Source organism: Endozoicomonas montiporae CL-33 (genome assembly GCF_001583435.1).
In the GTDB taxonomy this organism is placed as follows: Bacteria; Pseudomonadota; Gammaproteobacteria; order Pseudomonadales; family Endozoicomonadaceae; genus Endozoicomonas_A; species Endozoicomonas_A montiporae.
The window spans coordinates 2,404,143-2,419,391 of record NZ_CP013251.1 but is presented as its reverse complement, the minus strand read 5'-3'; the positions used below and the strand labels follow the sequence as shown (position 1 = coordinate 2,419,391).

11 protein-coding genes and 4 tRNA genes are annotated in these 15,249 nt (G+C 49.7%); 4 read left to right on the top strand and 11 right to left on the bottom strand.

The annotated features are described in order from the left end of the window. Positions 1 to 100 precede the first annotated feature (100 nt). The 3 genes from EZMO1_RS11030 to EZMO1_RS11020 all read left to right on the top strand — a co-directional run bounded on the left by EZMO1_RS11030 (position 101) and on the right by EZMO1_RS11020 (position 1,977). Complete coding sequence (locus EZMO1_RS11030) at positions 101 to 568, top strand: Lrp/AsnC family transcriptional regulator (protein ID WP_034873236.1); 468 nt, start codon at positions 101 to 103, stop codon at positions 566 to 568. A 77-nt stretch (positions 569 to 645) separates the two neighbouring features. Further along, positions 646 to 1,347 carry a class I SAM-dependent methyltransferase gene (locus EZMO1_RS11025; protein ID WP_034873235.1) on the top strand — a complete coding sequence of 234 codons (702 nt, stop codon included), beginning with the start codon at positions 646 to 648 and terminating at the stop codon, positions 1,345 to 1,347. Positions 1,348 to 1,416: 69 nt separating this feature from the next. Next, on the top strand, positions 1,417 to 1,977 hold the full coding sequence (locus EZMO1_RS11020) for a tRNA-specific adenosine deaminase (protein WP_034873234.1): 561 nt from the start codon (positions 1,417 to 1,419) through the stop codon (positions 1,975 to 1,977). A gap of 115 nt (positions 1,978 to 2,092) precedes the next feature. Here EZMO1_RS11020 and EZMO1_RS11015 read toward each other — a convergent pair whose 3' ends face one another. The 10 genes from EZMO1_RS11015 to EZMO1_RS10970 all read right to left on the bottom strand — a co-directional run bounded on the left by EZMO1_RS11015 (position 2,093) and on the right by EZMO1_RS10970 (position 12,936). Beyond that, the gene (locus tag EZMO1_RS11015) at positions 2,093 to 3,997 is read right to left on the bottom strand and encodes a SurA N-terminal domain-containing protein (protein ID WP_034873696.1); all 1,905 of its coding nucleotides are present in this window, start codon (positions 3,995 to 3,997) and stop codon (positions 2,093 to 2,095) included. Positions 3,998 to 4,255: 258 nt separating this feature from the next. After that, complete coding sequence (locus EZMO1_RS11010) at positions 4,256 to 4,531, bottom strand: HU family DNA-binding protein (protein ID WP_034873233.1); 276 nt, start codon at positions 4,529 to 4,531, stop codon at positions 4,256 to 4,258. 585 nt (positions 4,532 to 5,116) lie between these two features. Next, the gene (gene lon, locus EZMO1_RS11005; RefSeq protein ID WP_051789457.1) at positions 5,117 to 7,534 is read right to left on the bottom strand and encodes an endopeptidase La; all 2,418 of its coding nucleotides are present in this window, start codon (positions 7,532 to 7,534) and stop codon (positions 5,117 to 5,119) included. A gap of 743 nt (positions 7,535 to 8,277) precedes the next feature. Then, positions 8,278 to 9,588 (bottom strand): ATP-dependent protease ATP-binding subunit ClpX, encoded by a 1,311-nt coding sequence (gene clpX / locus EZMO1_RS11000; protein ID WP_034873232.1) that lies wholly within the window; start codon positions 9,586 to 9,588, stop codon positions 8,278 to 8,280. A gap of 295 nt (positions 9,589 to 9,883) precedes the next feature. Beyond that, positions 9,884 to 10,519: an ATP-dependent Clp endopeptidase proteolytic subunit ClpP gene (clpP, locus tag EZMO1_RS10995; RefSeq protein ID WP_169740810.1), complete on the bottom strand. Its 636-nt coding sequence runs from the start codon at positions 10,517 to 10,519 to the stop codon at positions 9,884 to 9,886. A 234-nt stretch (positions 10,520 to 10,753) separates the two neighbouring features. After that, positions 10,754 to 12,097 carry a trigger factor gene (gene tig / locus EZMO1_RS10990; RefSeq protein ID WP_034873231.1) on the bottom strand — a complete coding sequence of 448 codons (1,344 nt, stop codon included), beginning with the start codon at positions 12,095 to 12,097 and terminating at the stop codon, positions 10,754 to 10,756. A 270-nt stretch (positions 12,098 to 12,367) separates the two neighbouring features. Next, positions 12,368 to 12,452: transfer RNA gene (locus tag EZMO1_RS10985), tRNA-Leu, on the bottom strand. Between the two features lie 97 nt (positions 12,453 to 12,549). Then, positions 12,550 to 12,625: transfer RNA gene (locus EZMO1_RS10980), tRNA-His, on the bottom strand. 45 nt (positions 12,626 to 12,670) lie between these two features. Beyond that, positions 12,671 to 12,747 (bottom strand) — tRNA-Arg (locus tag EZMO1_RS10975). Between the two features lie 112 nt (positions 12,748 to 12,859). Further along, positions 12,860 to 12,936 (bottom strand) — tRNA-Pro (locus EZMO1_RS10970). Positions 12,937 to 13,307: 371 nt separating this feature from the next. Here EZMO1_RS10970 and folD point away from each other — a divergent pair. Next, positions 13,308 to 14,162, top strand: a complete 855-nt coding sequence (gene folD, locus EZMO1_RS10965) for a bifunctional methylenetetrahydrofolate dehydrogenase/methenyltetrahydrofolate cyclohydrolase FolD (protein ID WP_034873230.1) — start codon at positions 13,308 to 13,310, stop codon at positions 14,160 to 14,162. Between the two features lie 96 nt (positions 14,163 to 14,258). Here the strand turns inward: folD and EZMO1_RS10960 are convergent, their stop codons facing one another. After that, positions 14,259 to 14,846 (bottom strand): hypothetical protein, encoded by a 588-nt coding sequence (locus EZMO1_RS10960; protein WP_034873229.1) that lies wholly within the window; start codon positions 14,844 to 14,846, stop codon positions 14,259 to 14,261. Positions 14,847 to 15,249 lie beyond the last annotated feature (403 nt).

Here is a 15,249-nt window from a genome sequence, read left to right as displayed (position 1 = left end):
GGCGTTTGTATTTTTCAGCCTTGCAGATAAAAGCAATGCATAAAGCGACTTTCTGGTTAATCATTACTTCAGAGGCCGCTTCAAGAGGATAAGCAGATTGATGCCTGAACAGCTTGATTCATACGACCTGAGACTTCTGGATGCACTGCAAACCGGGGATGCAAAATCATTGTCGGAAGTGGCTGAAAAGGTCAGCCTCTCTGCATCCCAGTGTTCACGGCGAATCAGTCGTCTGAAAGAACAGGGCTATATTCGCAGTCAGGTGACACTGTTAAACCCACAGGCACTGGGGCTGGATGTTGAAGCCTTTATTACCATCCAGCTGGAAAAACACGACGAACAAACCACTCACACCTTTAACAGCACGATCAACGCTCTGGATACCATTCTGGAATGCCATGCCATTACCGGCGACGGTGACTACCTGTTGAAAGTGGTTGCGCCCAATCGCCAGGCACTGACAGACTTCATTATGAACCAGCTGATGAACCTTCCCGGTGTCAGCCAGGTAAAAACTGCTCTGGCACTGTCTTCTATTAAATCGTCAACCCGGTTACCCATTGTCTGATGAGTAAAGGCTAATACCCATTCGGCTATTTGATATACTACGCCGCCCTTTTGAACGACCGATGATTATCGACCAATATGAAAGACTTAATGTATACCGTCCATGCAGAGGATTATGCACGGGCGATTCAGAAGAACATATACAATGCCCTGCTTGAGCGCCCTTCCATGTTATCAATGTTGCCTGAACTGGGCGGCAAGGCCGTCCTTGATCTAGGCTGCGGCCCGGGAGCTTACTGCAAACATTTTATTGAACACGGTGCCACTGTTCGTGCCACAGACATTTCAGCCGAAATGGTACAACTGGTTCAGCAACAATTCGGCGATACCCTAACCGCTTACCAACAAGACCTTAACCACGGATTACCACAGGAGCAGAATCAGTCAGCCGATATCGTTGTCTGCCCGCTCACCATCCATTACCTTGAAGATCTGCTACCACTGTTTACCGAGGTTCGCAGGGTTTTAAAAGACAATGGCTCTTTCTTCTTCTCGACTCATCACCCGATGGTTGATTTCAGCGCTTCGCCATCCGGCAATTATTTCAAACGGGAACTGGTCACCGAGGAGTGGGACACCATTGGCAAGCCTGTAACGGTTCAGTTCTACCGACGCTCTCTGACCGAACTGTTTGAATCTATCCAAAAAGCCGGCCTATGTGTTGCCAATCTTGAAGAAGGAAAGCCCTCAGAAGCTATGAAAGAACAGCATCCGGAGGATTATGCCTACCTGTCCACCCATCCAAACTTTATCTTCTTCGAATGTAAAAAGCTCGATTGACCCATACCGGCCAGCGTTTCTGAACTATCTTTGTCTCTGACTTTCTGTGGACTTTTAGTGAGAGAAACCATGCAAGAATATGAAGAGCTGATGGGTGAGCTGATCGAGCTGGGCATAACCGCTAACCCGGTCTGCCCATTTGCCTGCTGCATTATTGACCCCTGCGGTCAAATTCTGGTGACTGCTGCCAATGCCATGCACATCAGCCCTCTGTATACGGCTGAAGGACTGGCTATGCATATGCTGGCAGGTAACTACCACTGCAAGCCGGAACAGAAACTGACTCTGGTGACCAATGCCGAACCGGATTCCGGTGCCATGGCTGCCATTATCTGGGCCAGATGCAGTGGTATTAACATTTCCCGCATTATCTACGGTGCATCCAGAGCAGGCATTAAACAGATCTGGGATTGCGATTTCAGTTTTACTGCACAACAGATGCTTGAGTCGGTCACTGAAGAGCACAGACCCGAACTTATCGGTCAGGTTATTGAAGAAGACTGTCTGGAGTCATTCCGTGAAGGCAGGGAACTGAAGGAAGAAGGCGATACGCCGGTCATGTCACTGGATCTGGACGATTACTGGATGGCAGGTGACTGGCTGCTGGATCTTGATGATCCAGTCGAATAGGTGCAAAGCAGAACACGTCACCTGAACATAATGAACGTGCAAACAACAAAAAGCCGGAACATGTCCGGCTTTTTGTTATCTGGTCAAAATGATGCTTTATCAGCGTGCCTGATGATCAGTCATCTTCATAGATTTTGATCTTGGCATCATCTTTCAGACTGCGAACGTACTGGTCAAACACGACCCGACCATTACCTGCAGCAATGTAGCTCGCCATCATACGTGCCTGATCTTCATCATCAATGGCAGCTTCACCAGGATGCACACTGTTCAGAGCGATCACGGCAACATCACCATTAGGCAGCTCGGTACGGTCAAAAGACTGTTCACCTTCAGCCGGATGCGGCATCTTGAACGCAGTGACCAGAAGCTGACGGGCAACACCCGGCTGATTACGGGCAGCCTTGTCAGACTCGGACCATTCCAGACCGGCATCAGCAGCGACTTTCTTGCTGTCCATGCCTTCCTGCAGTTCAACAATCAGATGTTCAGCCTGCTCCTGCAGCTGTTCGCGGGTTTTCTCTTCTTTCAGGGACTGAACAATGCTGTCACGAACCTGATCCAGAGGCTTCAGTTCTGGTTGTTTGTGATCTTTCACACGCAGCACCAGTACCTCTTCCGGATTGATCTCGATCAGCTCACTGTTCGCACCAAGATCCAGCACTTCCTCGTCAAACGCTTCTGCAATCACTCGCGCGTTAGAGGTAATTTCATCGCTACCGCCCTGACGACCAAAGGGCTCAGAGACTTTAATCTCCAGTCCCAGCTGTTCCGCAGGCTGAGTCAGGTCTGATGCTTCAAAGCTGATATCCGCCAGCAGGCGACTCTGGTCCAGAAACAGTACGTCCACTTCCTGAGCCTGCATATCGCTGAGCAGCTGTGCTTTCACTTCATCAAAAGCCGGGATAGTGGCTTTTTCGCGAGCAGTCACCGTCAGAATCTGTAAACCGAACTCGGTTTCAACCGGCTCAGACACCTGACCGATTTCCAGTTCAGCAAGGGCATCATCGAATGCATCACCAAAGAAGCCTGCTTCAACCATGCCCATATCACCGCCCTTTTGAGCAGTAATCGGGTCATCCGAGTAGGTCTTTGCCAGCTCGGCAAAAGACTCACCGGCAGCCAGTTTGGCTTCAACTTCTGCAGCACGCTCTTCAGCGGCAGCCAGATCACGCTTGTCACCGGTTTCGATCAGAATGGTAGAAACCTGTTGCTTGTCACGGTTGGTCTCTTTCAGCTGATCCGTATAGCGGTGATACTCATCACGAAGTTCCTGATCGCTGATCGCAATATCACCTTTCAGGTCAGCCTTTTTCATTTCCACATACTGAATCACCACCTGCTCATCGGTCATGAAACGTTCGGAATGGGCTTCATAATAAGTGCTGATTTCGTCTTCAGAAGGCTGGATGCTGTTACGCACCTTTTCAGCTTCAAGGGTCAGCCAGGCGATATCTCGGGTCTGACGCTCCAGACTGTTGAGCTGTCTGATTTCCGCTGCGGTGACGAACTCACTGCCTGCAATGCCAGACTGCATCTGGTTCATCAGAATATCTTCACGCAGCACGGAACGGAACTGCAGAGGCGTCATACCCACACTGCGCAGCACCATCTGGAAACGTTCCTGATTAAACTGACCGTCCTGCTGAAATTCGGGAATAGAAAGAATCAGCTGATCAAGGCTCGTATCGCTCACGTCCATTTTGCCAGACTTGGCAGCCTGCAGAAGCAGTGTGCGTTCAATCAGGTTATTCAGGACACTTTCCTGCAAAACCTTGTCGTCAATCAGGGCCGGGTCAAAGCGATCGCCCATTTGCTGAATCATGGCACGACGCTGCTGGTCAACCGACTGACTCAGCTGAAAACGGCTGATTTCTTCACCGTTGACCTTGGCAACATCGCTGCTATTAGGATTAGGTGCAAGCGTTTCGAGGCCGGTTATGGCCATCATAAAGGCGATCACGCCGACCACCACAAAGGTGATCCAGCTTTTCGACTTTTCCCTCATTGTTTGGAGCATATCAACCTCATGTTCCAAGCTCGTTGTGGGCTGTTGTCTGAGACTTGAGTAGTGCGGCCAGACGCCCAAGTTTACTGTTCGCCCCGAACAGGCACAGGTAAACCACTGGCCTTCGAGTTAAAAAAAAAGCGCATCGACTGATGCGCCTTTTTGGATGTAACTGAGATTATATTCAAAGACAGTGTCAATGCCAATCTCTGCCAGCATCCGGTGTTTAGGTTCTGCGAAGCCTGAAAACAGGCCTCTACCCAGCGCGAATTAAACGTTAACCGCGTCCTTGAGAGCCTTACCAGCCTTAAAGCTAGGGATCTTGGCAGCAGCGATTTCAATAGGCTCGCCAGTCTGAGGGTTACGACCGGTACGGGCCGCACGATCTTTAACTGCGAAAGTACCAAAACCCACCAGAACAACCTGCTCACCGTTTTTCAGTGCATCGGTAACCGTGTTGATCATAGCGTCCAGCGCACGTCCAGCCTGCGCCTTTGGGATGTCTGCAGATGCCGCGATGGAATCAATCAGCTCGGACTTGTTCACTCGAATTCCCCTTCTTTGTAGGATGCTTTGTAGCCGTTTGGCTAGAGACAATCAGAAACGCAAACGTCCCGAATGCCTGACCCAATAAGTGTTTCGCTATGCTGCGCGATTTTTGCTGAAAACACAAGCAGATACACCCGACGATACTCAGCAAAAACCCGTGACAATGCGATTCACCGTCATTTTTGTCCTGTCTGTCGCAACCTGATGATAAAAATTGGACAAGTACGGCAGGCAGGACGACTGAACCCTGTTCCAAACAGATGAGAGTCCAGTACTGCAGACAGTATGACTGCAAAAAACCGACATCCACCTTAATACGAGGCACTGGTGCAATGCAATAGAACAACGTACTAGATAACGCCTGTTTTCCGGGGCTAAATGCCTGAAAATACTAAAAACTTGCTAAAAAGGTTACCCGTAACTGTGACAATATGGTTACAGTAGCCCTTTCACACAGGACATCTCGGTCTGCGGCTTGAGGTAGCGGCTTGTTATACCAACGCCTTTGTGGCTCTGTCAACAAGCAAACCCGCGTCATTACTGCACGTCAGCCCCAAAACAGGGACTGACGCACACAGTCAATCAGTGAGTTTTGATCAGTTTGTCAGGTTCTTCGGATTTGATTTCGGCTTTTACCGACTCGGACGGTTCTGGCAGAGATGCCGGGGTGTATTGCAAAGCCACTTCCAACACCTGGTCGATCCACTGAACCGGGATTATTTCCAGATCTTCCTTGATGTTGTCAGGAATCTCCTTGAGGTCGCGGCGGTTTTCCTCTGGAATCACCACTTTCTTGATACCGCCCCGGTGGGCAGCCAGCAGTTTTTCTTTCAGTCCACCGATGGCCAGCACCTGTCCTCGCAGGGTGATCTCGCCCGTCATAGCCACTTCAGCCTTGACCGGAATACCTGTCAGTACAGACACCAGCGCGGTGCACATACCAATACCGGCACTGGGCCCGTCTTTCGGCGTCGCACCTTCGGGCACATGAATGTGGATATCATTCTTCTGATGAAATTCCGGATCGATGCCCAGAGATTTGGAGCGACTGCGAACCACCGTCAATGCCGCCTGAATCGACTCCTGCATGACATCACCCAGAGAACCGGTCTTGGTAATCTGACCTTTACCGGATACCGCCATGGATTCAATGGTCAGCAACTCGCCACCCACCTGCGTCCAGGCCAATCCGGTTACCTGCCCGACCTGATCCTGGTCTTCTGCCCGACCGAACGTGAACTTGCGCACACCCAGGAAGTACTCAAGGGCTTCCGGTGTCACCACATCCAGACGATCTTCTACAGACAAAGTGGCATCTTTCACCGCCTTACGGCAAATCTTGGCAATCTCGCGTTCCAGTCCGCGCACACCCGCTTCGCGGGTGTAGTAACGGATGATGTCACGCAGGGCATCATCTTCAAACGTCAGCTCTTTGGTCTTAAGACCGCTGTTTTTGATCTGTTTGGGTACCAGGTACCGAATCGCGATATTCACCTTTTCATCTTCGGTGTAACCCGGGATTCGAATCACTTCCATACGATCCAACAGGGGTGCCGGAATATCCATGGAGTTGGAGGTGCAGACAAACATTACATCCGACAGATCGTAATCCACTTCCAGATAGTGATCGTTGAACGAATTGTTCTGTTCCGGATCCAGTACTTCCAACAGGGCGGAAGAAGGATCGCCACGCATATCGGAACCCATCTTGTCGATCTCATCCAGCAGGAACAGCGGGTTACGCACTTCTGCCTTTGACATTTTCTGGATCAGCTTGCCCGGCATGGAACCAATATAAGTACGACGATGACCGCGTATTTCAGCTTCATCACGAACGCCACCCAGCGCCATTCGCACAAATTTACGATTGGTCGCCCGGGCAATGGACTCACCCAGAGAGGTTTTACCCACACCCGGAGGACCGACCAGACACAGAACCGGCCCTTTGATCTTCTTGACCCGCTTCTGAACCGCGAGGTATTCCAGAATACGTTCTTTGACTTCTTCCAGACCAAAGTGTTCGTTTTCAAGAATATCCTGGGCACGCTTCATATCGTGACGAACCTTACTGCGCTTTTTCCAGGGCACAGAGATCATCCAGTCGATATAACCACGCACCACCGTTGCCTCGGCAGACATCGGCGACATCATTTTCAGCTTGTTCAGCTCGGCCAGTGTTTTCTCTTTGGCTTCAGCGGGCATTCCCGCCATTTCAACTTTCTCTTTCAGCTCATCCAGTTCGTTGGGTGCTTCATCCATATCACCCAGCTCTTTCTGAATCGCCTTCATCTGCTCGTTGAGATAGTACTCGCGCTGGCTGCGTTCCATCTGCTTTTTCACGCGACCACGGATTTTTTTCTCAACCTGCATAAAGTCCATTTCGCCCTGCATGATACCAATCAGGTATTCAAGACGATCACCCAGATCTTCGATTTCCAGCACTTTCTGCTTGTCTTCGATCTTCATGGGCATGTGAGCCGCAATGGTATCCACCAGCTTGGAGGGCTCATCAATACCGGACAACGAAGTCAGGACTTCATTGGGAACTTTTTTGCTCAGCTGTACATACTGCTCAAACTGGGACATCAGTGAACGAATCAGTACTTCACCTTCACGCTCGCTGATGTAAGGTGTTGTGGTCATCTGAATGGAAGCCATCACATAACCGTCAACATCATAAAGCTCTTCGACATTGACTCGTTTTTCACCTTCCACCAGCACTTTTACGGTGCCATCAGGCAACTTCAGCAACTGAAGAATACTGGCTACCGTTCCTACTGAAAACAATTCGGATTCGGCAGGATCATCGACCTGTGCGTTTTTCTGGGCTAACAACAGTATTTTCTTGCCCTTCGACATTGCCTCATCGAGAGCCAGAATGGATTTTTCACGCCCGACAAATAAAGGAATGACCATATGCGGGTAAACAACTACATCCCGCAATGGCAGCAACGGCAGATCGAAGGGCTCTGACAAATGTACAGTATCGTTATTATCCATGATTCAGCTCCCCTATTAACGGCTTCACAACGTGAGCTGACCCGAATTGACCGGCACTTGATAGATTCAAGGCGGGTGAAACAGTCAGCAAGTACCTGCAGCGATTGAGCCATCATACAAATCGGCAGGCTCTTACCTGCAAAGATGCGGGTTTTCTTGTGAAATTACAATAGTCCGCACCGTTTAGACCGTGGCTTTTTAAAGTGGTTCAGCTCTATGAACCACCTGTTTCATTTAATATGAAGCTAATCAGACACGAGACCCTGCCTACAATGCTTTTATCTGCAGCGGACTAATACCAATTCCACCTTCTAAACATGAATTGCGCAGCCATTCTGAATCACGGGAGCTGCGTTGGAACTCCTCGCAATACCCAAAGAGCACAAGTAGCTCGCTATTACTCGTCGTTCGGCCTTTATGCCCTTCAGGGCATTGTCTCGTGACCCATAATGACTTGCTCATGGTCATATTTAGAAAGCGGAATTGGTATAATAACAGGTCAGTCGTCGTTTTTTCCATTCCGGTAATTTTTATTGAATACTACTGACGGTATTTTCATACAGCCATGAGAAATATGGTTGTTTTGACTACAGGTAGAGAAACGAACCAGAAAGAAATACAAAATAGAAGAGATAAAAAAACCGGACAGTAAACGCCTTCAAAGAAGAACGCCACTACCCGGCTTTATTCGACAAACTCTGAAAGCAAGGAGCAAAACACAGCCCATTGCTCAGCGAGCGGCATTACCCGTTATCAGGCAACGCTTTAGCTTCTGTGTTTTCATAAATCAGCAGAGGTTCTGATTTACCTTCAATCACAGACGCATCAATCACGACCTTGGAAACGGTGTCTTCTGAAGGAATATCGTACATGGTATCCAACAGAACACCTTCCAGAATAGAACGCAGACCACGAGCACCAGTCTTGCGCTCCATGGCTTTTTTCGCAACCGCACGCAGGGCATCGTCACGGAAATCGACGTCTACACTTTCCATTTCAAACAGCTTTCGGTACTGCTTGGTCAGGGCGTTTTTCGGCTCGGTCAGAATCTGCACCAGAGCATCTTCATCGAGTTCTTCCAGAGTGGCGATCACAGGCAGACGGCCAATGAACTCAGGAATCAGACCAAATTTCACCAGATCTTCCGGTTCAACCTCTTTAAAGGTTTCACCCAGATCCTTCTTGTCATCTTTGCTCTTCACTTCCGCCGAGAAGCCAATACTGGTCTTGTCGGTACGGTCACGAATCACCTTATCCAGGCCGGCAAAAGCACCACCACAGATAAACAGGATATTTGAAGTGTCCACCTGCAGGAATTCCTGCTGTGGATGCTTACGGCCACCCTGCGGCGGAACGGAAGCCACGGTGCCTTCAATCAGCTTCAGCAGAGCCTGCTGAACACCTTCACCGGAGACATCACGAGTGATGGACGGGTTATCCGATTTTCTGGAAATCTTGTCAATTTCGTCAATGTAGACAATACCCATCTGGGCTTTTTCTACATCGTAGTCACACTTCTGCAGCAGCTTCTGGATGATGTTTTCAACGTCTTCACCCACATAACCTGCTTCGGTCAGAGTCGTGGCATCTGCCATGGTAAACGGTACGTTGAGCAGACGCGCCAGAGTTTCAGCCAGCAGTGTTTTACCACTACCGGTCGGACCCAACAGCATGATGTTACTCTTGCCCAGCTCTACATCGTTCTTGTTTTTGTCTTTGCTTTCTGAAGCTTTATCATCACCAAAGCGCAGGCGCTTGTAGTGGTTGTAAACAGCTACCGACAGTACCTTTTTGGCCCGCGGTTGACCGATAACATACTCGTCAAGAATCGCCTTGATCTCGCGAGGTGTCGGCAGCTGGTCGGAAGAGGTTTCGGTATCACTGTCCTGAATCTCTTCCCGAATAATGTCGTTGCACAGGTCAACGCACTCGTCACAGATAAATACGGATGGACCGGCAATCAGCTTGCGCACTTCATGCTGGCTTTTTCCGCAGAAAGAGCAGTACAGCAACTTGCCGTTGTCCTCTCCCTTACCGCTTGTTTCGTCGGTCATTCGATTACCCTGATGTAGAAACAGCACCTAATAGGAACAAGATGCAGGCATTATGGTGCTTTTTCAAGTCCCTGTCCGGAAAAGTCTGTAAAAAACCGCTTCGGTTCTTACCGGATGACCAGCCCCTGAAGTCAGGCCGCCAGTCCGCTGATTCATAACTGTCTAAACGTAAAACAGGCATGTCACCCCGGGTGACACGCCTGCCTGATACTATTATTGCCAGAAAAGATGGCTGCCAGAAGAGATGACCTGAAATCGGCTGCCTGACAAATCCACCCACCGGATACAATGCGACTTACTCGGCCGCTGCCCGATTCGTGAGGACTTTGTCAATCAAACCGTACTCAACCGCTTCTTCACCACTCATGAAGTTATCACGGTCAGTATCTCTCTCGATCACCTCAATAGGCTGTCCGGTATGACTGGACAACACATGATTCAGGCGGGATTTGATGGTCATCATTTCCTGGGCATGAATCGCAATATCGGACGCCTGACCCTGGAAGCCACCCAGTGGCTGATGAATCATGACACGGGAGTGCGGCAGCGCGAAACGCTTACCTTTTGCACCCGCCGTCAGCAGCAGGGAACCCATGCTGCAGGCCTGACCAATACACATGGTTGACACATCACACTTGATGAACTGCATGGTGTCGTAAATTGACATACCTGCAGTCACCGAGCCGCCCGGTGAATTGATATAGAGGTGGATATCCTTGTCCGGGTTTTCCGACTCAAGAAACAGCATCTGGGCAACAATCAGGTTTGCCATATGGTCTTCAACCTGACCTACCAGGAAGATTACCCGTTCCTTGAGCAGACGTGAATAGATGTCGTATGAACGTTCGCCGCGGGCGGACTGTTCAACAACGATCGGTACCAGGCCAGAGTTGGTAATGGCCATGGAGGATGGTTCAATCAGTCTGGACATATCCTGTCGTAACTCCTTGCCAAGTCGAAGAGAAGCGACCCGCAGTGCGGGTCGCATGACGCTGTCTTAGTTTAAACGGCAATCACCGCTACAACCTTAGAAAACAGAACTCAACATTCCGTGTTTGCTTTCCGGACAACGCCGTATTGATTTAAGAATGCCTCAAACCGGCGGTCTGTTTCAAAAGCTTTTTTACAGACCACCAGAAACTTTTCCTAAATCGCAGCCCGGAGATCAGGCTTCTTCAGCAGTTTCCTGCTCTTCAGCGGCTTCCGGAGCAGCAGGCTTGATAGCGTCCTGGTAGCTCACTTCAGCTTCAGATACTTTGGCATTTTCCAGAACGGTATCAACTACCTGCTCTTCCAGTACCACGTACTTCACCTGAGACAGCTGCTGTTCGTTGCTGTAGTACCAGTCGATCACCTGCTGAGGCTCCTGGTAAGCGGAAGCCATTTCTTCGATCATGGCGCGAACGCGGTCGTCGTCAACCTTCACTTCACGCTGCTTAACCACTTCACCAACGATCAGGCCCAGGGCAACACGCTTCTTGGCGTCTGCTTCAAACAGCTCTGCTGGCAGCTGCTTAGGATCGAAACCGCCCTGCGCACCACCAAACTGCTGAACCGCCTGCTCACGCATGCGATCGATTTCCTGAGCCACCAGAGGAGAAGGTACTTCAATCTCGTTGGTTGCCAGCAGGCCGTCCATTACCTGGTTCTTCACCTTGCCTTTAACAGCCTGACGCAGTTCACGCTCCATGTTCTTGCGAACTTCAGCGCGGAACGCTTCCTGACCACCTTCACTCACACCAAAACGAGCGAAGAATTCGTCGTTCAGTTCTGGCATGGAAGCAGCCTGAACCTTGTGTACCTTGCAGGCAAACTCAACCGCCTGACCTTTCAGCTCTTCAGAGTGATACTCTTCAGGGAAAGTCAGTTCCAGAGTCTTTTCTTCGCCAGCGGAAACACCCACCAGACCGTCTTCAAAACCCGGAATCATGCGGCCAGAGCCCAGTTCCAGTGTAGAGTTTTCAGCTTTACCGCCTTCGAACTCTTCACCACCTTTGGTGCCAACATAATCGAATACGATCTGGTCGCCGTTTTCAGCAGCACGCTCAACGTCTTCAAAGGTTTTGCTCTGGTTACGCAGAGTTTCAACCATTTCGTCGATGTCAGCGTCTTTAACATCAGCAACAGGGCGTTCAACTTCAATGGAAGCAAAGTCACCCAGCGCGATTTCAGGGTAAACTTCGAAGGTCGCAACGAATTCGAAATCCTTGCCTTCTTCGTCAGCCTTTGGCTCAACAGTCGGCGCACCAGCCGGGTTCAGCTTTTCCTGAGTCACTGCTTCAACAAATGCCTGCTGCATCTGTTCGCCCAGAACTTCCTGACGAGCACCCAGACCGTAACGGCGCTTCATTACCTTGGCAGGTACTTTACCCGGACGGAAACCATCCAGACGCACACGGCGGGACATATCGTTCAGACGCTTGGCGACTTCACCGTCTACTTTCTCAGCTGGAATGACGATGGTCAGGCGACGTTCCAGACCGGAAGTCGTTTCAAGGGAGACTTGCATTTGTGTTCCTCAATACTGGACCTGATTACCGAATTTGCGATAAAGCGGCATAGACTAGCAAAAGACCGCAACCGATGCACCAGATACGCACAAAAGAAGCACGCACACCGACACCTTTACGCATCTTTTTACACTCTCACGCCATTTCCCTGTTGAGGCCTTTCAATAGTGAAACAACGGACTAGCGGTAGCCATACCACCCGTCTGGTAACCGGGCATTTCTCCGATACAAAAAAAGGGGATAAGCAAGCTTATCCCCGTATAGTCAACTGGTGCGGATGGAGAGACTCGAACTCTCACGCCTTGCGGCACTGGTACCTAAAACCAGCGTGTCTACCAATTCCACCACATCCGCATAGAGCACTTTACTGCGCTGCTATCTAACTTTGTACAAATGCATACTGATAGACATACACATTTGATTGTTACTACAGACTATATGTAGTTTAAATTGGGGTGGACAATGGGGCTCGAACCCACGACCGCTGGAATCACAATCCAGAGCTCTACCAACTGAGCTATGCCCACCATTAACTTTTTAACTTCGCCATCACATCTTAATTTAAGAAGGTATGGCGCACCCGACAGGATTCGAACCTGTGACCGACGGCTTAGAAGGCCGTTGCTCTATCCAGCTGAGCTACGGGCGCAAACTGAACGCTTTAAACAATACCGAACCAGAAAATTAAATCAACCGACTTATTTCCGAACGATCTTCAAATCGCTCAAGAACACTCCGACCTGAAGTACTCTTTAAAAATATGGTCGGGGTAGAGAGATTCGAACTCCCGACATCCTGCTCCCAAAGCAGGCGCGCTACCAGACTGCGCTATACCCCGATACATCATCAACCTAACATGCCTGCAAAACAGCGGATCAACTTTCGCGCTGTCGCTTGTCAGTGATGCGGCGCATGTTACCCAGATCAGACCTTGCCGTCAATGCTCTTTTATCCAGACCATTGCCTGCAACCTGTTGGGTTAACCTTCTGATAATTCAGTAAAAACCAATCATCCAGATAATCAGGCCACTACTCACAACAAATGCTCACAACAAAAGTACCTGTTGAGAAGACGCGCCAATCTTACACAGTCGTTTAGTTGTAAACAACCGCAATTATTCTGCCAACAACTCTGCCTAACACTGCCCGCGGCTGTTAAAATGATGCACTTGTCTGCTGATAAGACTAAATCCGTTAAACATGACGAACATGACCGCGACAATTATTGATGGCAAATCCATTGCCAATACGCTGACCGAGACCATTGCTGATCAGGTCAGAGAAAGAACCGGACAAGGCCTCAGAGCACCGGGGCTGGCTGTTATTCTGATCGGTGAAGACCCTGCTTCAAGAGTCTACGTGGGCAAAAAGCGAAAAGATTGTGAACGGGTGGGCTTTCTGTCCGTCTCTCACGACCTGCCGGCCTCCACCTCGGAAAGCGAACTGCTGGAACTGATCGATACACTGAACGATGACCCGACCATCGACGGCATTCTGGTACAGCTCCCTCTCCCGGAACACATTAATACCGATCTGGTGATTGAACGCATACGCCCTGACAAGGATGTGGACGGTTTCCACCCCTACAATATTGGCCGACTGGTACAGCGCATCCCGCTACTGCGCCCCTGCACTCCTAAAGGTGTAATGACCCTGCTGGAAAGCACTGGCGAACCGATCCGTGGCAAGAATGCAGTCATTATTGGTGCCTCCAACATTGTCGGGCGTCCGATGACCATGGAGCTTCTGCTGGCAGGTTGTACCACCACCACGGCCCACCGCTTTACCCGTAATCTGGAGGAAGTCGTGTCACAGGCTGACATTCTGGTTGTCGGGGTGGGCAAACCGGGTCTTATTAAAGGAGAATGGGTTAAACCCGGTGCGATTGTCATTGATATCGGCATTAACCGCATGGACGACGGCCGACTGGTGGGCGACATTGAATTTGACAGCGCCAGCCAGAAAGCAGGCTGGATTACGCCCGTTCCCGGAGGGGTCGGCCCGATGACCGTCGCCACCTTACTGGAAAATACCCTGTACGCCGCCGAGCATCTTCACGACTGATGCATGCATCTTCTCGGACAGCCTCCCAGGGCTACTGCTGGCAGCGAATATCCTCATTGATGTCGCTGCCCTTCTCCCCGCAATGAGTAAACAAGTTCAAGCGGAAAGACTGTTCTTCCATTCGGCATAGGCTGCATTATATTCTGACAACATGGCATCCAACTGATGCAAACCTTCAGTGTTATTAATCAGCCCACCCAGCGTAGAAACATCCTTACCGCCGGTTTTTCCCACTTCCCTGACAACATCAATGGAGATTTTTGGCAGAAAGACCGTTACACGCTCATTAATATGAGTGAGCTTGTAGTAATTTTCCGTCTTCTCTGACGAGTCAAGCACAGCCTTCAGACCTTCGTCTTCCAGCAACACCTGATAAGACATCACATAATTCACCGGACATCGAGTCGCCACCTGGGAAGTCAAACGATATAACTCGTAACCTGCCAGAGCGTTAATGGCTTTCACTTCATAGTGCCGGTCACTGCTGAGATTGTAGGTTTTGTAAGCGTATATTTTGAAATTAAAATTATTGCGGTAGGTCATCCTCACCACCAGAATACCCGGCGGCATACAGGTAACAGGGCTGATATCAATGCAGTGCCAACGTTTGTTGTGAATAGAAATCGTCGATTTAAAATCTGCCTTGTTGAGCAGAAGAACCGGCAACTGCAACCCCCCACTCATAGACCCTTTCCCCCTATCCGGCCTGCTACAGCCAAATCAATTCAGAATAACGTTATCTTATACCCACTTTTTTCTAAGAAGCTGTTCATGATCTTTTGAGGAAAGCGAAAATGGTGAGAAATTGTTGCTGCTTTTTGATCTCATGAGGCGCGTAGTGGTGCTACGCAACGAATGAGATCAAAAAGCAGGGGCAATTTATCGACATTTGCAGCCCTCAATAAGATCGTGAACAGCTTCTAACCATTTCTGAGGCAATCCTTCACCCCCTGGATCAAAACCTACCACAAAAGCAACCCACAAACTTTGACTTAAATTAACAATTATTAACGCGCAAAATCACAGAACCAGAAAAGCTGTATAAAAAAACGCCTGCAAAAAACTTCACAGGCGTTTAAGAAACAAC

Excerpts from the sequence above, each read along its gene's own strand:
- EZMO1_RS11025 (WP_034873235.1), top strand. The coding sequence starts at position 646 with ATGAAAGACTTAATGTATACCGTCCATGCAGAGGATTATGCACGGGCG.
- folD (WP_034873230.1), top strand. The coding sequence starts at position 13,308 with ATGACCGCGACAATTATTGATGGCAAATCCATTGCCAATACGCTGACC.
- EZMO1_RS11030 (WP_034873236.1), top strand. The coding sequence starts at position 101 with ATGCCTGAACAGCTTGATTCATACGACCTGAGACTTCTGGATGCACTG.
- EZMO1_RS11015 (WP_034873696.1), bottom strand. The coding sequence starts at position 3,997 with ATGCTCCAAACAATGAGGGAAAAGTCGAAAAGCTGGATCACCTTTGTG.
- EZMO1_RS11020 (WP_034873234.1), top strand. The coding sequence starts at position 1,417 with ATGCAAGAATATGAAGAGCTGATGGGTGAGCTGATCGAGCTGGGCATA.
- clpP (WP_169740810.1), bottom strand. The coding sequence starts at position 10,519 with ATGTCCAGACTGATTGAACCATCCTCCATGGCCATTACCAACTCTGGC.
- EZMO1_RS10960 (WP_034873229.1), bottom strand. The coding sequence starts at position 14,846 with ATGAGTGGGGGGTTGCAGTTGCCGGTTCTTCTGCTCAACAAGGCAGAT.
- lon (WP_051789457.1), bottom strand. The coding sequence starts at position 7,534 with ATGGATAATAACGATACTGTACATTTGTCAGAGCCCTTCGATCTGCCG.
- clpX (WP_034873232.1), bottom strand. The coding sequence starts at position 9,588 with ATGACCGACGAAACAAGCGGTAAGGGAGAGGACAACGGCAAGTTGCTG.
- tig (WP_034873231.1), bottom strand. The coding sequence starts at position 12,097 with ATGCAAGTCTCCCTTGAAACGACTTCCGGTCTGGAACGTCGCCTGACC.